Raw genomic sequence first — 22252 nt, 5'->3', positions numbered from 1 at the left:
ATCGGGCCCGGGAGTAGCGTGCTCGGCATGCTGATTGGCGCCCATGTCCGTGACGACGACCCGCTGGCCGCGGTCGTCGAGCGCAAAGCCGACGTCGTCCAGTTCTTCCTCTCCGACCCGCAGGGCTGGAAGGCCCCGAAGCCGCACCCGCACGGCGAAGCCATCCAGGCCGACCCGGTCGAGGTGTTCATCCACTCGCCGTACCTCATCAACGTGGCTTCGCTGAACAACCGGATCCGGATCCCGTCCCGGAAGAACGTCACGCAGCACGCGGACGGTGCGGCCGCGATCGGCGCGAAGGGCCTGATCGTGCACGGCGGGCACGTCGGCGCGAACGACGACGCCGAGGCCGGTCTGGACAACTGGCGCAAGCTGTTCGAGCGCGAGCAGGAAAAGGGCGGCTTCAAGGTCCCGATCCTGATCGAGAACACCGCCGGCGGCGAGAACGCGATGACCCGCGACCTCGACGTCATCGCCCGGTTGTGGGACAAGGTCGGCGAGTTCGGCGCCGGGTTCTGCCTGGACACCTGCCACGCGTTCGCCGCGGGCTGGGACCTCGCCACCGCCGTCGAGAAGGTCAAGGCCATCACCGGCCGGATCGACCTGGTGCACCTCAACAACTCCCGCGACGAGTTCGGCTCGACCCGGGACCGGCACGCCAACGTCGTCAAGGGCGAGGGCACGATCGACCCCGAGGTGCTGGTCGCCGTCGCCCGCGAGGCGGGTGCCCCGGTCGTCGTCGAGACCCCGGCCGACGGGCAGGCCGCCGACATCGCCTACCTGCGCGAACAGCTGGGTTAGACGGTCACGGTCCGCCGGCGGCGCCGGGTGGCGTTCGGGATGATCACGTCCCGGGCGCCGTCGAGGAAGCCGCCGGCCGGGTCGTCCTCGCCCTCCATCCGCACCAGGTCGGTGGCCGGGCGGTAGATCTCCCGGACGACCAGCACGCAGAGGCCGATGACGGCGAGGTCGCGGACCACGACCGTGCCGAGGAACCAGCCCTCGGGCAGGCCCTTGTGGTCGACGCCGAGGTAGTAGAACATCCGCGGCACCCAGACGACGGCGTCGATCAGCATCCAGCCGAGCAGCAGCCGCCAGCGCGGGATCGCGAGCACCGCCAGCGGGACCAGCCACAGCGAGTACTGCGGGCTCCACACCTTGTTCGTCAGCAGGAACGCGGCCACGACGAGGAACGCGAGCTGGCCGACGCGCGGCCGGCGTGGCGCGGCCAGCGCGAGGTAGGCGATCCCGGCGCAGCAGGTCAGGAACAGCACGGCCACCGTGAGGTTCAGGTACGCCGGCGTCTGGTTCTTCTGCAGCACGCCGTCGAACCCGGCCCAGCCGGTGGTGGACGAGAAGACGTTGTACAGCGAGTCCGGATCCATCGGCCGCAGGGTGCTCATCCGGAAGAACTCCCACCAGCCGCGGGTCGCGGTGAGGATGAACGGCGCGTTCACCGCCAGCCACGTCACCACGGCGGCGCTCGCGGTCTTCCAGAACGGCGTCAGCTTGCCCGCGCGCAGGCACAGCGCGAACAGCACGCCGAGCAGGAAGAGCGGGTAGAGCTTCGCCGTCGCGCCGAGGCCGAGCAGGAGCCCGGCGAGCAGGGGGCGCTTGCGCGCCCAGGCGAGCAGGCCGGTCGCGGTGAACGCGGTCGCGAGCGCGTCGAAGTTGGTGAACGCGTGCACCAGCACCAGCGGCGAGATCGCCACCAGGACCATGTCCCACGGGCGGCGTCTCACCGTCCGGCCGGTCGCCCACACCGTGACCAGCCACGCGACCGCCAGGAAGAACGCCGTGATGTCGAAGTAGACCGCCACCGGCAGCGCACCGGGCAGCCAGCCGGACTCGGCGACGTTCAGCCAGCCCGCCGCGAGCTTCGCGTTCGCCCACTGGAAGAGGCCGGTGAGCACCGGGTACTCCATGTACCGGGTGTTGTTCTCGGCGGTCTGCGAGCTTTCCTTCCACGACGTGTAGTACGGGAAGGTGCCCGGCCGGTCGAGCCGCTCGGAGCCGTAGAGCGGCACGATGTCGGAGTAGCACATGGCCACGAACGGGCGGCCCGCGCGCCAGTCGAGCTGGGTGGCGCCGCTGGAGTCCTGGTACTGCTGGATGCAGGAGCCCTTGCCGAACCAGCACAGCATCAGCGCCAGGGTGGCCAGCAGCAGCCCGACGCGCTGCGGCGACCAGAACCAGTGCCTGCCGACTGCCGCGTGCTCACCGAGCGGGCCGCCGAGTGGCCTGGTGACCGCCGCCGCGAGCGGCTCGTTCCAGCTCGGGACGACCCGTTCCGCCCGGGTCAGCGTCACGGGGCCGGGTTCCGGCTCCCGCGTGGTCTCCTCTGGCACGAGGCGGATCGTATCGGTGATCGGCGTGCGCGGTGGTGCAGCCGGTGATCATGCCGGATTCGCGTAGTACGAGGCCAGCACCTCCGCGGCCGCGCCGCGGGTGACGATCTCCTCGCCGGAGCCGTCTTCGACGACCTCGATCCGCTGCCAGTGCGGCAGCGGCAGCAGTTCCCCGAGCCGGGCCGAGACGGCTTCCCGGTGGACCTCCGGCTCGTCCCGGACCGCCCGCCCGGCCAGCACGATCCGCTCGAGGTCGAGCACCTGCACCAGGTCGGCCAGCCCGATGCCGAGGAAGCCGGCGGCGGTCCGGGTGTCCGGTGCCCGCTTGGCCATGATCTCGACGCAGCCGCGTCGCCCGCAGGCGCAGCGCGGCCCGTCGTAGGCGATCGTGGTGTGCCCGAACTCACCCGCGTTGGTCCGCGGGCCGCGGTAGAGCCGCCCGTCGATCAGCAGGCCGACGCCGATGCCGGTGCCGACGAGCACCACCGCGGTCGCCGTCGGATCGCCGTGCGGCCAGAGCCGGGCGAACGCGGCGGCGTTGGTGTTCTTGTCGAGCGTCACCGGCAGCCCGGTGCGCTGCTCCAGCAGCTCCCGCAGGGGCACGTCGTGCCAGCCGGGCATGTTCGTCGCGTCGCGGACCAGGCCGGCGCGGTGGTCCAGCGGGCCGACCGCGCCGAGGCCGAGGCCGAGCACGTCGAAGCCGTCGGCGAGTTCGAGGGCCGTGGTCGCGATGGCGTCGACGGCCTGCGCGGGCGTGAAGCCGGGTGGCAGCGGGCCGCCCGCCGTCTCCTCCACCTCGCCGATGAGGTTGGCGCGCAGCACGCGGTACTCGTCGCGGTCGAGGCGCGCGCCGAGTGCGTGCTTGGCGCCCGCCCGGATGCGCAGCGCCGTGCGGGGCTTGCCCACGCCGGCGGACGGCTGCCGCTGCTCGTCCAGCAGGCCGGTGTCGAGCAGTTCGGGAACGATCTTGGAGACGGCCTGCTGGGTGAGCCCGGTGCGTTCGGCGAGTTCGACCCGGCTGAGGCCGCCGGCGCGCAGGATGTGCGTGAGCAGCAGGACACGGTTGTGCTCGCGCACGTCGCGCAGGTTCACCCCGGTGTCCGCCATGGACAGGATCTTCGCACGTCTGGCCAATTAGGCAACGCTGTTGTTTAATAACGGCATGGCGGACGACTTGCGCGTGGGCATCCTCGGGTACGGCATCGGGGGCCGCGTCTTCCACGCGCCCCTGGTGGCGGCGACGCCCGGGCTCACCCCGGCGGTGATCACCACGTCGAGCAACGCCGGCCAGGCGCGCATCGACCACCCGGGCGCGGAGATCGCGCCGGACGCCGACGCGTTGTTCGAGCGGGCGGGCGATCTCGACCTCGTCGTGGTCAGCACGCCCAACCGCACGCACGTCCCCCTCGCGCTGCGGGCGATCGAAGCCGGCTTGCCGGTGGTCGTCGACAAGCCGTTCGCGCCGACCGCGGCCGAAGCCGAGCAGGTCGTCGACGCGGCGAAGGCGGCGGGCGTCGGCCTGACGGTCTTCCAGAACCGGCGGCTCGACTCCGACTTCCTCACCGTGCGGAAGGTCCTCGATTCGGGACGGCTCGGCGAGGTGTTCCGCTTCGAGTCCCGCTACGACCGCTGGGTGCCGAAGCCCAAGGACAACTGGCGCGAGTTCGGCGACCCGGCCGAAGCCGGCGGTCTGCTCTACGACCTCGGCGCGCACATCGTCGACCAGGCGCTGCAGCTGTTCGGCCCGGTCACCCGGGTCTACGCGGAGGTCGACCGCCGCCGGGCCGGCGTCCAGGTCGACGACGACGTCTTCGTCGCGCTGCACCACGCGAACGGCGTCCGGTCGCACCTGTGGGCGACCGCGCTGGCGGGCACGCAGAACCCGCGGTTCCGGGTGCTCGGTGACCGGGCGACCTTCACCAAGTACGGCCTCGACGTGCAGGAACCGCAGATCAAGGCGGGCCTGCGCCCCGGCGACGCGGGCTGGGGCACCGAGCCCGCGGCGGACGCCGGGAAGCTCGGCGTCGGCCCGGAAATCGAGACCGTGCCGACCGAGACCGGCCGCTACGAGCAGTTCTACGCCCAGGTGCGCGACGCCCTGCGTGGCGAAGGCGAGTTCCCGGTCGACCCGGCGTCGTCGGTCGAGGCCCTGCGCGTGATCGAGGCGGCCCGCCGCGCCGGCGTCGAAGGCACCGTGGTCGAGCTCTGACCCCCTGACCGGCCGTGACCTCGGTGACCCCCAGCTCCGAGGTCACGGCCACCTCCCCCGGCCCGGTCACGGGCCGAAGTTCGCCTGGCCGGTGTCGTTCCCGTTGCCGCGGCCGGGGCCCCGGCCGTCGCGCCGGTCGTTGCCGCGCACGCGGTCCTGCTGTGGTTGTTGCTGTTGCTGCTGGTTGCCGTCACCGCGGCCGATCGTGAAGCGCTGGTCCTGCTGCTGTTGAGGCAACTGCTGCTGTTGCTGTTGTTGTTGCTGCTGGAACTGAAGCTGGAGCTGCAGCTGGTCGTCCTGCGGCGCGGTGATCGCCTGGACCCGGTCGAAGCGCTCGGCCGGTTTCCCGGTCAGGTAGAGCTGCATGAACCGCTGCCACACCGGACCGGCCACGACGGACGGGGTCAGCGGCTGGCCGGTCGGGCCGCGCAGCGCCTTGTCGCCGTCACCGCCCACCCAGACCGCGGCGGAGACCGAGGGTGTGTAGCCCACCATCCACGTCTGCGAGTTCGTGTTCGCCGCGGACGCGGGTTCGTCGTCGCCCGGCGTGTGCTGCTGGGTGCCGGTCTTGCCCGCGCACTCGTGGCCGGGCGGGCAGGTCAGCCGCGAGAACGGGATCACCGGCGCCAGCGCGGCGGTCACGTTCCCGGCGATCTGCCGGCTCTTGCCGCGGTCGTTGTCCGCGAAGGCGTCCGTCGCGCGCACGTCGGCCTCGTAGGCGGTTTCGCCCTGGGCATTCGTCACCTTCTGCACGAAGTGGCGGCCGTGCTGGACACCGCCGGCGGCGAAGGTCGCGTACCCCGCGGCCATGTCCGCCGGCGTGACCGCGGTCTGGCCGCCGCCGATGGAGATGTTGTTGTCCCCGGTGAACAGCACGCTGCGGCCGCCGTTGTCCTTCGTCCGGATGCCCGCCTCCTGCGCGGCTTCGGCCACCCCGCCCGGCTTGGTCACGTTGAGCACCATGTCGTAGAAGACGGTGTTGGTGGACCGCTGCATCGCCTCGGCCACCGTGCACTGCTCGGAGCAACTGCTGGTGGTGCCGGCGTTGCGCACCGGCAGTGGCACGTCGGGGAACGTCCGCGGCGAGCGGCCGTCGAACACCGCGTTCAGCCCGCGGCCGCCCTTGAGGAACGCCGTGAGGTCGAACGGCTTCATCGACGACCCGGGGTTGTGCGGTTCGTCCGCCCAGTCGCGGCCGGCCTGGTCCTCGCCGTTCGGGCCCTTCACGATCGGCGCACCGCCGTAGTAGGCGAGCACGCCGCCGGACTTCGGGTCGACGGCGACCAGCGCGTCGAGGATGCGGTCGTCGGTCTGCCCGGCCATCCCCTCGGCCACGGCCTTCTCGGCGGCTGCCTGCGCCTTCGAGTCGATCGTCGTGAACACCTGGAACCCGCCCGAGTAGTACTTCTCCTCGGGAATCCCCGCCGCGGCCAGCTCGGCCTTCACCTGCTTCCGGACGAACGGGTTGATCGCGTTCGCCTGCCGCGATTCGACCAGCGGGATCGGCGTCGGGAACCGCGCCGCCTTCCGGTCGGCGGGAGTGAGATAACCGTTGCGCTGCATGCGGTCCAACGCGGTGTTCCACCGGTCGCGGGCCACGGTCGCGTTCTCCGAACGGCCCGGTTGCTGGATCAGCCCGGCGAGCAACGCGGCCTCGGAGTAGTTCAGCTGGGCGGCGTCCTTGCCGAAGTACGCCTGCGCCGCCGCCTGGACGCCGTACCTGCCGCGGCCGAAGTAGATGGTGTTGAGGTAGGCGGTGATGATGTCCGCCTTCTGGTAGGTCTGGTTCATCTTGAACGACTTCGCGAGCTCGACCCACTTGCGGGTCAGCGTCGGCGCGTCGTCGCCGGAGGAGACCTTGATGTACTGCTGCGAGATCGTCGAGCCGCCACCGGACCCGCCGGTGACCTGGTTGTAGGCGGCCCGCAGGATGCCGGAGACGTCGAAGCCGGAGTTGGTCTCGAAGGACGCGTCCTCGGTGGCGATCACGGCCTTCTTGACGACGTCCGGGATCTGGGCCGGGTCGAGGATCTGCCGGTTCCCGCCGGCGGGCACGTCCTTGCCCATCTCGGTGCCGTCGGCGTAGAGGTAGGTGACCGCCTGGCCCTGCGACTGCGCGACTTTGTCCGGTGAAGGCACGTCGACGGCGAAGTACGTGATCACGAAGGCGACCGCGGGCACCAGGAAGAACAGGCCGGACAAGACGTACAGCACCCGGCGGACCGTCCGCCAGCGGCGGCTGCGCGGGTCCGGCGGTGGGGCCGGGGTGACGTCGGTGGCGGGGTCGTCCGGTTCGTCCAGCCGCGGGAGGGGCCGGCGTGGCTGGGAGCGACCACGCGGCACCGGCCTGCGGCCGGACCTCGAGCGATTTCGGTCGGTGTACACGGGCCGTCCTCGGTACGCCGGTGGGCTGCGGGCGCAGACCCCTCGACACTCCACACGGACCACGGACGGCGGTGGTTCACGGAAACGCGAAGGCCCCGCACTGTCCAGTGCGGGGCCTTCGGTCATCCTTGTTCCGAACCCGGTGGTCTGCCGAGCCCGTCACCGCCGCCGGGCAGCGACGGGGGGGTCGGGCCCGGCCGGGACGTCCTCGTCCGGGAAGTCGAGGTCTCGGTTTCGGTGGACGTCTCCGGGGGCGGCTGGGACGACGTCGTGCTCGGGGGCTCCGACGGCGTCGGTGTGTTCGAGGGCTTCTGCGGCGTCGTGGTCACCTCGTTGACGTCCTTGCCGAGCGGCTCGACCTTGTCGAACTTCTCCGGCGGCTTGCCCTTGAGGTAGAGGTTCAAGAAGTTCTGCCAGGTCGGACCGGCGATCGTGGAACCGAAGATCGGCTTGTTCTTCGAGTCGTGCAGCGGCTGGTTGCCGTCGCCGCCGACCCACACCGCGGCGGACACCGACGGGGTGTAGCCCACCATCCAGGTCTGGGCGTTGAGATTGTTGTACGAGGCGGGGTCACCCTCCTTGGGCGAGTACTGCTGCGTACCGGTCTTGCCGGCGCACTCGTGGCCGGGCGGGCACTTCAGGCTCGAATGCCCGATGACCGGCTTCAGCGCTTCGGTGACGTTGCCGGCGATCTGCTGGCTCTTCGCCGCATCGTTGTCGAACGCCGGATTGGACTTGATGTTGTTCTCGTCGAACTCCACCTCGTCCTGGGCGTTCGTCAGCTTCGAGACGAAGTGCTGCTCGTGGTAGACGCCGCCGCTGGCGAACGACGCGTACGCCGAAGCCATGTCCCTGGGGGCCACCTGGGTCTTACCACCGCCGAGCGAGATGTTGTTGTCTCCGTCGAACAGCGTGGCGGTGCCACCTTCGTCGGTCGTCCGGACACCGGCCTGCTTCGCCGCCGTCACGACCCCCTTCGGTTTCACCTTGTTGAACACCATGTCGTAGAACACGGTGTTCGCCGAAATCTCCATCGCTCTCGCGACCGTGCACTGCGTACCGCAGCTTTCGTTCTCGCCCGCGTTGCGGACCGGCTTGGCGACCCCGGGGAACTTGCGGTTGTCCGAGCCGTCGAAAATGTCGCCGAGGCCGCCGCCCATCTTGAGGAACCCGGTCAGGTCGAACGGCTTCATCGACGAGCCCGGGTTGCGGGCCTGGTTCGCCCGGTCCTGACCGATCGCGTCCTGCCCGTCCTTGTCCTTGACGGTTTCCGGGCCGTAGTTGTAGGCGAGGATGCCGCCGGTCTTCGGGTCCACGGCCACGAGCGCGGCGAGCAGCTTCTCGTCCGTCTGGCCCTTCATGCCCTCCTGGACGGCCTGGTCCGCCGCGTCCTGCGCCGCCGGGTCGATCGTGGTGTAGATCTTGGCACCGGTGGCGAACAGCTTGGTCTCGTCGTAGCCCTTCGCTCCCAGCTCTTCCTTGATCCGCTGCTGGAGCTGGTAGGTCATCTTGCCCGAGTCCTGCTCCTTGTTGGCGTTCTTCGGGATCGGCGTCGGGAACTGCGCGGCCGCGCGTTCGTCGGCGCGCAGCCACTTGTTGGCCACCATCTGGTCCATCACGTACGTCCACCGGCTCTGGGCGTACTCCTGGTTCTCCGACCTGCTCGGTCCCTGGATCAGGCCGGCCAGCAGCGCGGCTTCCGACGCGCTGAGGTCCTTGGCGTCCTTGTTGAAGTAGGACTTCGCGGCGGCCTGGATGCCGTTCGCCCCGCGGCCGAAGTACACGATGTTCAGGTACCCGGTGATGATCTCTTCTTTGGACTGCTGGTTGTTCATCTTGAACGACTTGGCCAGCTCGGTCCACTTGCGGGTCAGCGTCGGGGCGTCGTTCTCCGTGGCCTTCTTGATGTACTGCTGGGAGATGGTCGACCCACCGCCCTGCCCGCCGGTGGCCTGCTTGAACACCGCGCGGAGGATGCCGGTGACGTCGAACCCGGAGTTGGTCTCGAACGTCGCGTCCTCGGCCGAGTACACGGCGTGCTTGACGACGTCGGGGATCTCGCCCGGCTTGAGCAGCTGGCGGTTGCCGCTCTTGGGCACTTCTTTCCCCATCACCGTCTTGCCGTCGGCGTAGTAGTAGGTGATCGGCTGGCTCTGCAGGGCAGCGACGCTCTCCGCCGTCGGCACGTCGACCATGAAGTAGGTGATCACGAACGCGATCGCGGGAACGACGAAGAAGACGCCGACGAAGGCGTAGGCGACCCGCCGGATGATCTTCCAGCGGCGCTTCTTCCGCTGCGCCGGCGTGAGGACCTTGCGGCCCTTCTCGTCGAGCTCCTGCTGGGGCTCGACGTCGTCGGCGAACTCGTCGAACCGGTCGTCGTCGTACGGCTCGTAGCCGTCTTCGGTCCCGTTGTGCGCGTGGTGGGTGATGAGATCCGGCTCACGTTCGGGTTCCGGTTCCGGACGGCGGCCGCCGGGCGGGGGCTGCCGGAAGCCCTGGGGCGGCGAGCCGGGGGGCTGACCGGGACGTCGGCCACCGGGCGGGGGCGGCTGGCGCCGGGCGTCCGCACCGCTCTGGCCGCGGGGCGCCTGCGGGCGTCGTGGCTGCTCACCGGGCCACTGCTGGCCACCTTCGTCGCCGGCGGGCCAGGCCGGACCGCCCTGCCCGGCGCCACCGCGCGCCGGGTTGGCGCGCCGGGGCGACTCACCGGGCCACGCCGGTCCCGCGTCTTCACCCGGCCACTGGGCGCGACGGGGTGCGTCTGGCTCCTGGTTCGGCCAGGAGCGGTTGTCGTCGGTCACGGATGGGCCTCCCGGATCAGTACCCGCAGGGGTACTGACCTGCGTGTTGCGATGGTCGTGCGGTGGCTCACCGGCCTGCGGTCCTTCGCGGACCGACCGGTTCCCCTGTGCCGAGGACGTATGACCGCACCAAGTGGTTCCAGTGGCATGCCCGGCACACTTCGACGTCGTACACGGTGAACTCGGCGAACGAGCCCGCCATCCTGGCCAGCTCTTCGGGTGTCCTGGCCGAGCCCGCGACGTGCTTGAGCTCGTCGCCGTAGACCCAGGACACCAGGGTCAGCGGCTCCTGGCGGCAGATCGGGCAGGGCAGGTCACCGTCCCGGCCGTGGAACTTCGCCGCTCGCAGCAGGTACGGGCTCGCGTCGCAGGCTTCGTGGCTGCCGACGCGCCCGGAGCGGACTTCGGCCAGCAGCGCACGGCGCTGCAGCGCGTAGTCCACGACCTGCCGCTGGTTAATCACGAGGACAGAGTACGGGCTCTTCCTGTGTCGTCCACGCCCCCTAGCGCCACCTAGCCCGTGACCGGGGCGGACACGCCGGACGTTCGATAACTCTCCGGTGAATTTCGTCCCCGATGGGTAATCGGGCGAGGTTAGCTTCGCCACTTCGATGTATCGGCGCGATATAGTGGCTGAGTAGGTTGGATCGAGGCGATCGTTCGGAGCAACGTGGCTCGTCTCGGTTTGTTCCCGGAAGGGGGTGCGGTGTGCTGGAGTTCGCGATCCTCGGTCTTCTGCACGAAGCGCCCATGCACGGGTACGTGCTGCGCAAGCGGCTGCACGAGACGCTCGGCACGTTCCGGACGTTCTCGTACGGCTCGCTGTACCCGACCCTGCGGAAGCTGCTGCGGGCCGGGTACCTGGTCGAAGAGCTGGACGAGGCCGACGACCGGGCGTGGTCGCGGCGCGGACGGCGGGTCTACAAGCTCACCGCGGAGGGCAAGGAGCGCTTCGGTGAGCTGCTCGGCGACGCCGGGCCGCAGACCTGGGACGACGAAGGTTTCGGCGTTCACCTGGCCTTCTTCTCGCGGACGCCGGCCGACGTGCGGATGCGGATCCTCGAGGGCCGCCGCCGCCGCGTCGAAGAACGCCGTGAGGGGATGCGGGCGGCGCTGGCCAGGGCCGAGGAGAAGATCGATCGCTACACCCGCGAGCTGCACCGGCTGGGGCTGGAGACCAGCGAGCGGGAGGTGCGCTGGCTCAACGAGCTGATCGCGCACGAACAAGCCGAACGGCAGGGTCCGGAGACCTGAGCCGCCCGGCCCGGGCCGCAGCGTGGCGGCACCAGACCTACTGAACAGACACGGATTGAAGGAGAAACCCCCATGGGCGAGAACCGCCGCGTACGGGTGGCCATCGTGGGCGTCGGCAACTGTGCGGCGTCGCTGGTCCAGGGTGTCCAGTACTACCGCGACGCGGACCCGGCCACCCGCGTCCCCGGTCTGATGCACGTCGACTTCGGCGGCTACCACGTCCGCGACATCGAGTTCGTCGCCGCGTTCGACGTGGACGCCAAGAAGGTCAGCCGCGACCTGTCCGAGGCGATCTTCGCCTCCGAGAACAACACCATCAAGATCGCCGACGTGCCGCCGCTCGGCGTCACCGTCCAGCGCGGCCACACCCACGACGGGCTCGGCCGCTTCTACCGCGAGACGATCGAGGAGTCCGACGAGACCCCGGTCGACATCGTCGCGGCGCTGCGCGAGGCCGAGGCCGACGTGCTCGTGTCGTACCTGCCCGTGGGTTCCGAGGTGGCCGACAAGTTCTACGCCCAGGCCGCGATCGACGCCGGTGTGGCGTTCGTCAACGCGCTGCCGGTGTTCATCGCCTCCGACCCGGAGTGGGCGAAGAAGTTCGAAGACGCCGGCGTCCCGATCGTCGGCGACGACATCAAGTCCCAGGTCGGCGCCACCATCACGCACCGCGTGCTGGCGAAGCTGTTCGAGGACCGCGGCGTCCAGCTCGACCGGACGATGCAGCTCAACGTGGGCGGGAACATGGACTTCCTGAACATGAAGGAGCTCGAGCGGCTCGAAGTCGAAGAAAATCTCGAAGACCCAGTCCGTCACGTCGCAGGTCGACCGCGACCTCGGCAAGGGCAACGTGCACATCGGGCCGTCGGACTACGTGCAGTGGCTCGACGACCGCAAGTGGGCCTACGTCCGGCTCGAGGGCCGCGCGTTCGGTGACGTGCCGCTGAACCTGGAGTACAAGCTCGAGGTGTGGGACTCGCCGAACTCGGCGGGCATCATCATCGACGCGGTGCGTGCGGCGAAGATCGCGCTCGACCGCGGCATCGGCGGCCCGATCCTGTCGGCGTCGTCGTACTTCATGAAGTCGCCGCCGGAGCAGTACGACGACTCGACCGCGCGCGACGCCGTCGACAAGTTCATCCGCGGCGAGCTCGAGCGGTAAAGCTGTCATCGTCGAAGGCCGTCACCGCTGGTGGCGGCCTTCTTCGCGTGATGGACACTGTGCCGGTCTTTACCCATCCGACCACAGTCACGGCCGAACGGCTTGGGAGTGGAGGTTACGTGTCGTACGGGGGGCGGCCTACTTTTCGGCCGGATGGCTAAACCGGTGGGGCGGGGTGGGCGTTGGCGGGGTGTGAGTGCGAGTGTGGGCGAAAGCGCGCCGGGGGACCTGGGCGTGCCGACCTTCCACGACCTCTTCCGCGAGTACTTCGGCCAGATGACCCGGCTGGCCCACCTGCTCGGCGCGGACGACGCGGAGAACGTGGCGCAGGAGGCCTTCGTCAAGCTCCACCAGCGCTGGGACTCCCTGACCGACCACTCGCGGGTGGCCGGCTACCTCCGCACGATCGTGGTGAACATGTCGCGGTCGCGGACCCGGCACCTGCGCGTCGTCCGGCGAACCCCGCAGGAGCGGCCGCCGGACGAGCTGTCGGCCGAGGTCAGGGCGGTGGCGAACTGGGAGCACCAGCGGCTGCGCGCGGTGCTGGCGCGGCTGTCCCGCCGACAGCGCGAGGTGCTGGTGCTCCGCTACTGGCTGGACCTCAGCACGGCGGCCATCGCGGAGACCCTGGGCATCTCCCAGGGCACGGTGAAGGCGACGACGCACCACGCGATGGAGAATCTGCGCAAGCACCTGGGGGACGACCTGGGAGGTGAGCGATGACCGACCTCGAACGCAAGCTGGCCGAGACGCTGCGGGAGCAGGCCGGGGAGGTCACGCCCAACCTCGACGCGGCGTGGGCGGAGCAGCAGCGAAGGCAGCGGCGGCCGGTGAGGCGTCGCCGGGCGGCGGTGTGGGCCGCCCCGCTGGCGGCGGTGCTGGTGGTGCTGACCAGCGTGTTGCTGGCCACGCAGCTGAACACCGCTCCGAGCCCGGCACCGGAGCCGGCGGCCCGCCCGGGACAGGAACTGGTGCTCGCGCAGCCCCTGATCTCGCCGCCATTGAGCGCCCCGGGTGAGCCGAAGGCCCTCACCGACTTCGTGGGGCAAACGGACGCCTGGACCTCGTACGCCTCCCAAGCCCTCGACACCACGGGACGGCCCGTGTTCTGCGTCGAGGCGCTGCCCAAGGGAGCGACCCACGGCGGCCCGGACTCGAACTTCGGCGTCGAGTCGCCGTCGTGCGTTCCCGTGTCGGGTCATCCCGTGAGCGCCGGGTACGTCGGCAAGAACGGCGGGCCGCTGCCCGCTGGCAAGGCGGTTTTCCTCGTCGACCGGGCGGTGCACGTGCTGCGCCTCTACGACGCCGCGGGTGATCTGAGCCAAGCCAGGGTGGTCGCCTCGGTGGACTTGGGCCAGGTGTTCCTCGCCGACGTGAACCCGGGTTCGCCGCCGGTGCGCTTCGAAGTCAGCTGAGCCCCAGCGCTCCCGGCAAGTCGGTGATCTTCTCCACCACCGCCGTGGCCTGCCCCAGCACCTCGGCATCCGGCGGAAAATGCGGGTTCGGCACCGCGTACACCGCCATCCCCGCCGCCAACGCCGACCGCAGCCCGTTCGTCGTGTCCTCGACCGCCGCGCAATCCTGCGGTGGCACCCCCAGCAGCTCGGCCGCCCTCAAATACACGTCCGGCGCCGGTTTCCCCGCCCCGACCTGCTCGGACGACACCGCCGCCCCCACCGGGAGGCCCGTCACGTCCAGGAACCCCTTGATCAGGATCACCGGCGACGAGCTCGCGATCGCGACCGGCCACCGCGCCGACACCTGCCGGACGACGTCCACCGCCCCCGGGATCAACGGTGGCTCCGCCGCGTACCGCGCCGCCATCCGCTTGACCACCACCGTCGCGATCTCCGGTGGCGTGAGCTGCGCGCCCAGCTCCTCCACCAGGTAACGCGCCCACTCCGGGGTGCTCATCCCCTGCTGCGCGCGGGTTGCCTCCTCGCGCCAGGTGCCGCCGTGCTCGGCGACGACCGCGCGCCGCACTTCGTCCCAGATCCGCTCGGAGTCCACCAGTACGCCGTCGAGGTCGAAGATCACCGCGTCCATGGTCCGAGCCTAGCCTGTGAGCCGACTTACTTAGCTACCCTTACTAAATTTTGTTAGCCTGGCTAAGTGACTTCCGCGATCACCGATCTCGCCCACCGGCTGCGGCCGCTGGTCTTCCGCCTGTACCACCAGGTGCGCCGCCAGACCCCGCAGCTGATGCTGACCCTCACCCAGGGTTCGGTCCTGAGTGAGCTGGTCAACGGCGGTCCGCGCCGGATGAGCGCGCTGGCCGAGTTCGAACGGGTCAAGCTGCCGTCGATGACCGACGTCGTCGGCCGGCTCGAACGGCTCGGGCTCGCGACGCGCCGGCCGGACCCCGCCGACGGCCGCGCGGTGCTGGTCGAGGTCACCGACGAGGGCCTGCGTTTTTACGCCGAACTGGTGACGGCTCGCGAGGAGTTCCTCCGCGAGCGGCTGATCGCCATGGACGAAACCGACCGCGCCGCGATCGAAGCCGCCCTGCCCGCTCTCGCCAAATTGCTCGTCGACACCAAGAAGGAGGAACTGATCAGCGATGAGCGCTGAACACCACTCGAGCCTGCTGGACGCCGTGAAGGGCCAGCCCAAGCAGGTGTGGATCACCGCGTTCGCCGCGGTCATCGCCTTCATGGGGATCGGGCTCGTCGACCCGATCCTGCTGTCCATCGCCAAGGGCCTGGACGCGACGCCGTCCCAGGTCACCTTGCTCTTCTCGTCCTACCTCGGCGTCCAGGTCGTCGCGATGCTGCTCACCGGTGCGGCGAGCGCCCGCTTCGGCGCGAAGCGGACCGTGCTCGTCGGGCTCACGTTGATCGTCGCCGCCACCGCCCTCTGCGCGGCCGCCGGGTCGATCGAACAACTCGTCGGGCTGCGCGCGGTCTGGGGTCTCGGCAACGCGTTCTTCATCGCGACCGCGCTTTCGGTGATCGTCGGCGCCGCGACCGGCGGCCAGTCCGGCGCGATCCTGCTCTACGAGGCCGCTCTCGGCGTCGGCCTGTCGGTCGGCCCGCTGCTGGGCGCGCTGCTCGGCAGCATCTCGTGGCGCGGCCCGTTCCTCGGCACCGCGATCCTGATGGCCGGCGCGCTCGTGCTGTGCGCGGTCTTCCTCGACAGCGACAAGCACGAGCGGCGCGCCCCGATCAAGCTGCTCGACCCCCTGCGCGCGCTGAAGCACACCGGCCTGCTGCGCACCTCCGTCGCCTCGGCGCTGTACACCGCCGCGTTCTTCGCGGTGCTCGCCTGGTCGCCGTTCGTCCTCGGCTGGAGCGCGATCGCCGTCGGCCTGGTGTTCTGCGGCTGGGGCCTGTGCGTCGCCGTCGCCGGGGTCGCCCTCGCGCCGCGGCTGGCCGCCAAGCTCGGCGAGCGGCACGCCGCCGCGGCCGCCGTCTTCGGGTACGCCGTGCTGATGCTGGTCCTCGCCGTGCCGAGCAAGCCGGTGCTCGTTGCCGGGATCATCGTCTCCGGGCTGGTGTCCGGCCTGCTGAACACGCTGTTCACCGGCACCGCGATGGCGATCAGCGACGCGCCGCGCCCGGTCGCCAGCGCGGGCTACAACTTCTGCCGCTGGCTGGGTGGCGCGGTCGCCGCGACGCTCGTCGGGCACGTCGCCGAGTGGTTCGGCTCACCGCAGGCGCCGTTCGTCGCCTCGGCCGTGCTGTGCGTCGTCGCGGGTGCGCTGCTCTCGCTGCGGGAGAAGAAGGCGGACCCGCACACCTTGCCGCAGGAGGCGGTGCTCGTCGGCGAAGAGTTCTGACGCGGCCGATCGGGGTGGCGGTACACCCGATGTTCATCTGAATGTCCGGAACGGCTGGTTTTCGGAGCTTAGGTTCGGTTCGTTCCCGAACCCCACCATGGAGGCGAAGTGCTCGACCGCCTGCTCCCGCTGTTCCCCGCTCACCCGGGTGGCCGCTCCCCGATCACCTGCGAATACCGCTGCGGCAACGCGTGCGCGCACCCCGAGGCCAACGAATCCGGCAACGAGTACTTCGGCGACGTCGTCAAGGACATCTCCCGCCGCCGGGTCTTCAAGGCGGGCGCCGTGATGGCCGCCGCCGCGGGTGGGTTCGCCGCGCTGTCGGGAACCGCGGCCGCCGCGCCCGCGCAGAAGCCGCGCCCGCGCCCGGTGCCCGGCACCGACTTCACGCCGGTCCCGCCGAACAAGCTCGACGCGGTCAGCATCCCCGACGGCTACGCCCAGCGCGTCGTCGTCCGCTGGGGTGACCCGGTCGTCGCGGGTGCGCCGAAGTTCGACTTCACCAAGCAGACCGCGGCCGCGCAGGCCAAGCAGTTCGGCTACAACAACGACTTCGTCGGCCTGATCCCGCAGGACCCGCTGGGGCTGTCGAACCTGCTCGTGGTCAACCACGAGTACACGACCGAGGTCCACATGTTCCCGGCCGACCAGTACGACCCGGCCAACCCGACCGAGGAGCAGGCGAAGATCGCCTGGGCCGCGCACGGCCTCTCGGTGCTGCAGGCGCGCCGCGACCCGATCCACGGCGGCCTCGATGTCGTCCCCAGCCGGTACGGCCGCCGGATCACCCTCGACACGATCTTCGAGGTCCGTGGCCCGGCCGCCGGCTCGAAGTACCTCAGGACCTCGGCCGACCCGAGCGGGCGCAAGGTCCGCGGCACGCAGAACAACTGCTCCGGTGGCGTGACGCCGTGGGGCACGGTGCTCTCCGGCGAGGAGAACTTCGACCAGTACTTCGCCAACTCCGACAAGGTCACCGACCCGGTCGCGGCGGCGCGGCTCAAGCGCTACTCCGTCGGCGCCGGCACGAGCACCCGCAAGTGGGAGCGGTTCGACAAGCGCTGGGACGTCGCGCAGGAGCCCAACGAGCCGAACCGGTTCGGCTGGGTCGTCGAGATCGACCCCAACGACCCGAACTCGACGCCGGTCAAGCACACCGCGCTCGGCCGGTTCAAGCACGAGGCCGCGAACATCAAGATCACCGCCGACGGCCGGGTCGCCGTCTACTCCGGGGACGACAGCCGGTTCGAATACATCTACAAGTTCGTCTCGAAGGGCAAGTACAAGCCGGGCAACAGCGCGCACGCGCGGCGGCACAACTCGGCGTTGCTCGACGAGGGCACGCTCTACGTCGGCCGCTTCACCGGCGACAGCCCGGCCGCGGAGATCGACGGCAAGGGCACGCTGCCCGCCGACGGCGAGTTCGACGGCACCGGCGAGTGGATCCCGCTCGCGAGCGGCGACAAGTCCTTTGTGGACGGCTTCACCGCCGAAGAGGTCTACGTCTTCACGCGCCAGGCCGCGGACCAGGTGGCCGCCACGAAGATGGACCGGCCGGAAGACATCGAGCCGAACCCGGTCAACGGCCGGATCTACGCGGCGCTGACCAACAACAGCGACCGCGGCGCGACGGGCAAGGCCGGTGCCGACGAGCCGAACCCGCGGGTGGGCAACAAGAACGGCCACGTCCTGGAGTGGGAGGAGGACTGCGGCGACGCGGCGTCGACCCGGTTCTCCTGGCGGCTGCTGCTGGTCTGCGGCGATCCCCAGGCGGCGGACACCTACTTCGGCGGTTTCCCGAAGGACCAGGTCAGCCCGATCTCCTGCCCGGACAACGTGGCCTTCGACCGGCACGGAAACCTCTGGATCTCCACCGACGGCAATGCCCTCGGCGCGAACGACGGCCTGTTCTCGGTGCCGGTCGCCGGTCCGGAGCGCGGGCACGTCAAGCAGTTCCTGTCGGTGCCGGTCGGCGCCGAGACGTGTGGCCCGGTCGTGACGGACAACCTGGTGCTCGTGGCGGTCCAGCACCCGGGTGAGAACGCGACGAGCTCGGCGAACCCGACGTCGCACTGGCCGGACGGCGGTACCGCGCAGCCGCGGCCGGCCATCGTCTCGGTGTGGAAGAAGGGCCGCTTCGGGCTGCCCGGCCGCATCGGCGAGCGCTGACGCACCGGCCCGCGCCGGCCGAAGCGCCGGCCTGACCAGAATAAGGTTCACTCTTAAGTGGACGGTTCTCGGCCGGTGCGGGCCCGTTTCGCGCGCCATAGTCGAGAGGTGATCTTCTCGGGGCGCACGGTGGCGGTGGCGGTGGTGGCGATCGCGGCGGCGGTCGTGCCCGCGTCCACCTCCACCGCCGCGGACGCGCCGCCGGCCTGCGGCGGGCTCGCGGCGAACCCGAGCGTCGAGCTCGCGGCGCGGGGCGGCGCCCCGGACGGGTACGTGTTCGCCCCGGCCGCGCCGGTCCCGCCCGGAACACCGGCCGCGAAGGTGCCGAAGCTGCTGACCGAGCGGGAGTACGCCGTCGACGGGGAGCGGACGGCGGTCGTCCAGACGCCGGACGGCAAGACCAGCACCGCCTACCAGACCGAGCGGTTCGTCCCCGGCGGCGTCTACGCCCTCAGCGTCTGGACCGCTTCGCGCGCGCCGAGGTACGCACCGGCCACCGGCCTGCGGTTCTACGACGCCACCGGCACGCAGATCCAGGAGACCAAGCTCGTCGCCGACCACTACGTCGGCGACGGCACCCTGGTCCAGCAGGACTTCCCGGCGGCGACGGCGCCGGCGAAAGCGGCCGCGGTGAAGTTCTTCGCCACGACCACCCTCGACCGGCTGCACTGGGACTGCGTCGACCTCCAGCTCGCGGCGTACTCGGTGAAGAAGGAAGTGCAGAACCCGGCGACCGGCGCGTGGGCCTCGTTCGCGACGGTCACCGCGGGCGAAACCGCGCACTACCGCGTCACCGTGACCAACGAGGGCACCCAGGACCTCACCGGGATCACGGTGCAGGACCCGTGGTGCCCCGGGACGTTCGAGCCGTTCGCGCTGGCCGCGGGCGCGAACCGGCAGCTGACCTGCGACCACCCGGACCTCACGGTGGCCGACAGCGGGCACGTCAACACGGCGAAGGTCACCGGCGTGCACTACCCGGGCGGCACGCTCGGCGACAAGACGGCGTCGGCGACGATCACGGTGCAGCCGCCGCCGGCCATCGCGAAGCTCGGCGACTTCGTCTGGGCGGACCGCAACCGCGACGGCCTGCAGGACGCGGACGAGCCCGGCGTCGCGGGCGTCAAGGTGACTTTGAAGGACGGCGCGGGCGGCACGGTCGGCACCGCGACGACCGACGACAAGGGCAAGTACGGCTTCGAGAAGCTGAAGGACGGCACGTACCAGGTCTGCTTCACCGTTCCGGCGGACTTCACCGCGACCCGCCGTGATGCGGGCAGCGACGATCGCGATTCGGACGCCGGCCCGGACGGCTGCACCGCGCCGCGCACCGTGGGCGGGCCGTCCCACGAAGACTTCGCGGTGGACCTCGGGCTGCTCTCCCCGGCGAACCGGCTCGGCGACTTCGCCTGGGCCGACACGGACGGCAACGGCCTGCAGGACGCGGGCGAACCGGGTCTCGCCGGCGTGAAGGTGGTGCTGAAGGACGCGAGCGGCAAGGAAGTGGCGAGCGTCGTCACCGGCGCGGGCGGCGCGTACGGCTTCGACGGCCTGGCGGACGGCACGTACCAGGTGTGCTTCACCACGGACGGCCACCACCCGACGGTCAAGGACACCGGCGACGACGCCCGTGATTCCGACGTGGACCCGGCGTCCGGCTGCGCGGAACCGCGCACCCTCGGCACCGGCAAGCGCGACGACCGCACGGTGGACGTGGGCTTCGCGTAGCTACGGTGGAGGCATGACGGATCTTCCCCTCGCCCTGGTGACCGGCGCATCCCGCGGAATCGGGGCGGCGATCGCCCACCAGCTGGCCCCGACGCACCGGGTACTCCTCGGCGGCCGCGACGCCGACGCGCTGGCCGCACTGGCGAAGGAGCTCCCGGGCGCGAAGCCGTGGCCGGTGGAGCTGACGGATCCCGCTTCGCTCGCTTCGGCGGCCGCGGACATCTCGTCCCTCGACGTGCTGGTCCACTCGGCGGGAGTGGCGCGCCTGGGCCGCATCGAGGAGGCTTCCGCTGAGGCGTGGCGCGACAACTTCGAGGTCAACACCCTGGCGGTGGTCGAGCTGACCCGCCTGCTGCTCCCCGCCCTGCGCGCGGCGGGCGGCCACGTGGTGGTGGTCAACTCGGGCGCGGGCCTGAACGCCCGCCCGGGCTGGTCCCCGTACGCGGCGAGCAAGTTCGCGGTCCGCGCCTTCGCCGACGCCCTCCGCGAGGAGGAGCGCCACATCCGCGTGACGTCGGTCTACCCGGGCCGCACGGACACGGAGATGCAGCAGGCGATCTTCGCGGGCGAAGGGCGCGAGTACGACACGTCGCACCTGCTGAAGGCGGACTCGGTGGCCACCGCGGTGGTGACCGCGGTGTCCGCCACCCCGGACGCCCACCCGACGGAGGTCATCCTCCGCCCGCGCTAGACCCGCAGGCGCGCCGCCGTCTCGGCCACGCCGGCCTGCACCTTGGCCCGGTCCACCTTCACCGGCTCGCCGTCGGCCACCACCTGCTCGCCCGCGACCCACACGTCCCGCACCCGCCGTGAGCCGGCCGCCCAGACGAGGTTGGACAGCAGCTGCACGTCCGGCACCTCCAGGCCGCACGCGAACGCCGGGTCGTCCAGGTCGATGTGCACCAGGTCGGCCCACCGGCCTGCTTCCAGCGCGCCGATGTCCGTGCGGCCCAATGCCGCAGCTCCACCGCGGGTGGCCAGCAGGAACACGTCCGCCGCCGTCAGCACCGTCGAGTCACCCGTCGCCAAGCGCGCGAACATGGCCGCGAGCTGCAGTTCTTCCCACAGGTCGAGGTCGTCGTTGGAGGCCGGGCCGTCCGTGCCCAGCCCGACCGCGACCCCCGCCGCGCGCAGGTCCGCGATCCGCGCGATGCCCGAAGCCAGCTTCGCGTTCGACCCCGGGCAGTGCGCCATGCCGACCCCGTGCGCGGCGAACAGCGCGATGTCCTCGTCCGAGAGGTGGATCGAGTGCGCGGCCAGCACCCGGCCGTCAAACATGCCCAGTTCACGAAGCAGCGCCGGCACCGAACCGTGCGAGGCACGGACCGCCGTGTCTTCCGCCGCCGCCTCCGCGACGTGGATCTGCACCAGCGCACCGCGCGAGCGAGCCGACTCCGCCGTCGCGCGCAGCCCCTCCGCGGACAGCATGTACGCCGAGTGCGGGCCGTAGCCCAGCTCGATGCGGTCGCCGTGGCCGAAGCGGAGGCCGTCCGTGTCGATCCAGCGCTCGATGCCGGCCAGCTGGGCGCGCCAGTCGAGCCCGGGCAGCTCCATCACCGGCGGCGCGACCAGCACGCGGCCGCCCGTCGTGAGGACCGCGTCGACCAGCTGCTCGCCTTCGAAGTACATCTCGGCGCTGGTCGTGACGCCGTGGCGGAGCATCTCGACCGAGCCGAGCAGCATGCCGGTGCGGACGTCGTCGGGGCGCAGCTTCGCCTCGGCGGGCCAGATGATCTCGTTCAGCCAGGGCAGCAGCGGCAGGTCGCCGCCCATGCCGCGCAGCAGGGTCATCGGGCTGTGCGCGTGCGTGTTGACCAGGCCGGGCAGCAGGATGCCGGTCAGGGTGGTGACCGGTGCGGCGGATTCGGGGGCGGTGGCCGCCGGTCCGCAGTACGAAATGCGCCCATCGGCGTCGACATCGACGACCGCGTCACGGAGAAGCGAACAGGACGGGTCGGCGGGGAGAACGACAGGGGCGTGGAAACGGCGTTGCATCTCTGGATACTACGCACCCGCGACGGGCCTTCCGAGGCCGTCGCCGACCCCCGGGGGGTCAGACGAAGCGGATCACTTCCTGGTCCCCCGAGCTGTGGCGGATCACCACCTCGCCGCCCTTGCTCACCGCTTCCTCGAGGACGGCGTACACCTGCAAAGCCCGGTTGATCGTGTCGGTCTTCGAATCCCCGGTGAGTTCGACGGCCCGGTCCAGGGCTCGCGACGCACGGGGAACCAGGTTCACGGTCACCCGCTCCAGCCCCCCGCCACCACCGCCGCCGCGAGGCGGAGGCTTTCCGGGAGCGGTTTTCGCTTCACCGAGTTCGTTTGTTACCGACCCACTTTTCGGTGTCACGACAACCGTCCTTTCGTATGCGAGGCGCGGTCCCCCAATGGCCGGCCCCGGAGCACTTCGCCGAG

At 70.8% G+C, this 22252-nt stretch carries 18 protein-coding genes and 1 pseudogene; 11 read left to right on the top strand and 8 right to left on the bottom strand.

What is annotated here, in order from left to right; all coding sequences use genetic code 11:
• The first annotated feature begins 27 nt into the window (after positions 1 to 27).
• Positions 28 to 801, top strand: a complete 774-nt coding sequence (locus tag QRY02_RS37160) for a deoxyribonuclease IV (protein ID WP_285987437.1) — start codon at positions 28 to 30, stop codon at positions 799 to 801.
• On the opposite strand, the gene QRY02_RS37155 is transcribed toward QRY02_RS37160, so the two are convergent.
• Both QRY02_RS37155 and QRY02_RS37150 read right to left on the bottom strand, forming a co-directional pair.
• A complete protein-coding gene (locus QRY02_RS37155) occupies positions 798 to 2348 on the bottom strand; it encodes a glycosyltransferase family 87 protein (RefSeq protein ID WP_285987436.1) in 1551 nt (516 codons plus the stop codon). The genes QRY02_RS37160 and QRY02_RS37155 overlap by 4 nt on opposite strands.
• 48 nt (positions 2349 to 2396) lie before the next feature.
• Complete coding sequence (locus tag QRY02_RS37150; protein ID WP_285994029.1) at positions 2397 to 3455, bottom strand: ROK family transcriptional regulator; 1059 nt, start codon at positions 3453 to 3455, stop codon at positions 2397 to 2399.
• 55 nt (positions 3456 to 3510) lie between these two features.
• On the opposite strand from QRY02_RS37150, the gene QRY02_RS37145 reads away from it, so the two are divergent.
• Positions 3511 to 4557: a Gfo/Idh/MocA family oxidoreductase gene (locus tag QRY02_RS37145; protein ID WP_285987435.1), complete on the top strand. Its 1047-nt coding sequence runs from the start codon at positions 3511 to 3513 to the stop codon at positions 4555 to 4557.
• A 66-nt stretch (positions 4558 to 4623) separates the two neighbouring features.
• On the opposite strand, the gene QRY02_RS37140 is transcribed toward QRY02_RS37145, so the two are convergent.
• The 3 genes from QRY02_RS37140 to QRY02_RS37130 all read right to left on the bottom strand — a co-directional run bounded on the left by QRY02_RS37140 (position 4624) and on the right by QRY02_RS37130 (position 10209).
• Positions 4624 to 6900: a transglycosylase domain-containing protein gene (locus QRY02_RS37140; RefSeq protein WP_285987434.1), complete on the bottom strand. Its 2277-nt coding sequence runs from the start codon at positions 6898 to 6900 to the stop codon at positions 4624 to 4626.
• Between the two features lie 164 nt (positions 6901 to 7064).
• On the bottom strand, positions 7065 to 9746 hold the full coding sequence (locus QRY02_RS37135; RefSeq protein WP_285987433.1) for a transglycosylase domain-containing protein: 2682 nt from the start codon (positions 9744 to 9746) through the stop codon (positions 7065 to 7067).
• 67 nt (positions 9747 to 9813) lie between these two features.
• Positions 9814 to 10209 (bottom strand): DUF5318 domain-containing protein, encoded by a 396-nt coding sequence (locus QRY02_RS37130; RefSeq protein WP_285987432.1) that lies wholly within the window; start codon positions 10207 to 10209, stop codon positions 9814 to 9816.
• Positions 10210 to 10454: 245 nt separating this feature from the next.
• Between QRY02_RS37130 and QRY02_RS37125 the strand changes: the two genes are divergently transcribed.
• The 4 genes and pseudogenes from QRY02_RS37125 (at position 10455) to QRY02_RS37110 (ending at position 13577) form a co-directional block, all read left to right on the top strand.
• The gene (locus tag QRY02_RS37125) at positions 10455 to 11000 is read left to right on the top strand and encodes a PadR family transcriptional regulator (RefSeq protein WP_086679623.1); all 546 of its coding nucleotides are present in this window, start codon (positions 10455 to 10457) and stop codon (positions 10998 to 11000) included.
• Positions 11001 to 11072: 72 nt separating this feature from the next.
• Positions 11073 to 12162, top strand: a pseudogene (locus tag QRY02_RS37120) (inositol-3-phosphate synthase).
• Positions 12163 to 12354: 192 nt separating this feature from the next.
• Positions 12355 to 12885, top strand: a complete 531-nt coding sequence (locus QRY02_RS37115; protein WP_285987431.1) for an RNA polymerase sigma factor — start codon at positions 12355 to 12357, stop codon at positions 12883 to 12885.
• Positions 12882 to 13577, top strand: a complete 696-nt coding sequence (locus tag QRY02_RS37110) for a hypothetical protein (protein WP_285987430.1) — start codon at positions 12882 to 12884, stop codon at positions 13575 to 13577. Before QRY02_RS37115 ends, QRY02_RS37110 begins: the two co-directional genes overlap by 4 nt.
• Here the strand turns inward: QRY02_RS37110 and QRY02_RS37105 are convergent.
• Positions 13570 to 14208 carry an HAD family hydrolase gene (locus QRY02_RS37105; RefSeq protein WP_285987429.1) on the bottom strand — a complete coding sequence of 213 codons (639 nt, stop codon included), beginning with the start codon at positions 14206 to 14208 and terminating at the stop codon, positions 13570 to 13572. The two genes, QRY02_RS37110 and QRY02_RS37105, sit on opposite strands and share 8 nt — an antisense overlap.
• A gap of 66 nt (positions 14209 to 14274) precedes the next feature.
• Here QRY02_RS37105 and QRY02_RS37100 point away from each other — a divergent pair, with 66 nt between their 5' ends.
• From QRY02_RS37100 to QRY02_RS37080, 5 genes are all read left to right on the top strand, one after another.
• Complete coding sequence (locus QRY02_RS37100; protein WP_285987428.1) at positions 14275 to 14733, top strand: MarR family winged helix-turn-helix transcriptional regulator; 459 nt, start codon at positions 14275 to 14277, stop codon at positions 14731 to 14733.
• On the top strand, positions 14723 to 15940 hold the full coding sequence (locus QRY02_RS37095; RefSeq protein WP_285987427.1) for an MFS transporter: 1218 nt from the start codon (positions 14723 to 14725) through the stop codon (positions 15938 to 15940). The genes QRY02_RS37100 and QRY02_RS37095 overlap by 11 nt, the downstream gene beginning before the upstream one ends.
• A 108-nt stretch (positions 15941 to 16048) precedes the next feature.
• Positions 16049 to 18109, top strand: coding sequence for a PhoX family protein (locus tag QRY02_RS37090; RefSeq protein WP_285987426.1), 2061 nt, complete (start codon positions 16049 to 16051; stop codon positions 18107 to 18109).
• 108 nt (positions 18110 to 18217) lie between these two features.
• The gene (locus QRY02_RS37085) at positions 18218 to 19837 is read left to right on the top strand and encodes a DUF7850 domain-containing protein (protein ID WP_285987425.1); all 1620 of its coding nucleotides are present in this window, start codon (positions 18218 to 18220) and stop codon (positions 19835 to 19837) included.
• 13 nt (positions 19838 to 19850) lie between these two features.
• Positions 19851 to 20528, top strand: coding sequence for an SDR family oxidoreductase (locus QRY02_RS37080; RefSeq protein ID WP_285987424.1), 678 nt, complete (start codon positions 19851 to 19853; stop codon positions 20526 to 20528).
• On the opposite strand, the gene QRY02_RS37075 is transcribed toward QRY02_RS37080, so the two are convergent.
• Complete coding sequence (locus tag QRY02_RS37075) at positions 20525 to 21832, bottom strand: amidohydrolase family protein (protein WP_285987423.1); 1308 nt, start codon at positions 21830 to 21832, stop codon at positions 20525 to 20527. The genes QRY02_RS37080 and QRY02_RS37075 overlap by 4 nt on opposite strands.
• Positions 21833 to 21890: 58 nt before the next feature.
• Positions 21891 to 22082: a hypothetical protein gene (locus tag QRY02_RS37070; RefSeq protein WP_013230980.1), complete on the bottom strand. Its 192-nt coding sequence runs from the start codon at positions 22080 to 22082 to the stop codon at positions 21891 to 21893.
• Positions 22083 to 22252: the final 170 nt, after the last annotated feature.

Origin of the sequence: Amycolatopsis sp. DG1A-15b, from assembly GCF_030285645.1 — a bacterium.
Lineage (GTDB): Bacteria > Actinomycetota > Actinomycetes > Mycobacteriales > Pseudonocardiaceae > Amycolatopsis.
This window is presented reverse-complemented; position numbering and strand designations above follow the sequence as displayed.

Excerpts from the sequence above, each read along its gene's own strand:
- QRY02_RS37160 (WP_285987437.1), top strand. The coding sequence starts at position 28 with ATGCTGATTGGCGCCCATGTCCGTGACGACGACCCGCTGGCCGCGGTC.
- QRY02_RS37150 (WP_285994029.1), bottom strand. The coding sequence starts at position 3,455 with ATGGCGGACACCGGGGTGAACCTGCGCGACGTGCGCGAGCACAACCGT.
- QRY02_RS37145 (WP_285987435.1), top strand. The coding sequence starts at position 3,511 with ATGGCGGACGACTTGCGCGTGGGCATCCTCGGGTACGGCATCGGGGGC.
- QRY02_RS37110 (WP_285987430.1), top strand. The coding sequence starts at position 12,882 with ATGACCGACCTCGAACGCAAGCTGGCCGAGACGCTGCGGGAGCAGGCC.
- QRY02_RS37105 (WP_285987429.1), bottom strand. The coding sequence starts at position 14,208 with ATGGACGCGGTGATCTTCGACCTCGACGGCGTACTGGTGGACTCCGAG.
- QRY02_RS37095 (WP_285987427.1), top strand. The coding sequence starts at position 14,723 with ATGAGCGCTGAACACCACTCGAGCCTGCTGGACGCCGTGAAGGGCCAG.
- QRY02_RS37080 (WP_285987424.1), top strand. The coding sequence starts at position 19,851 with ATGACGGATCTTCCCCTCGCCCTGGTGACCGGCGCATCCCGCGGAATC.
- QRY02_RS37075 (WP_285987423.1), bottom strand. The coding sequence starts at position 21,832 with ATGCAACGCCGTTTCCACGCCCCTGTCGTTCTCCCCGCCGACCCGTCC.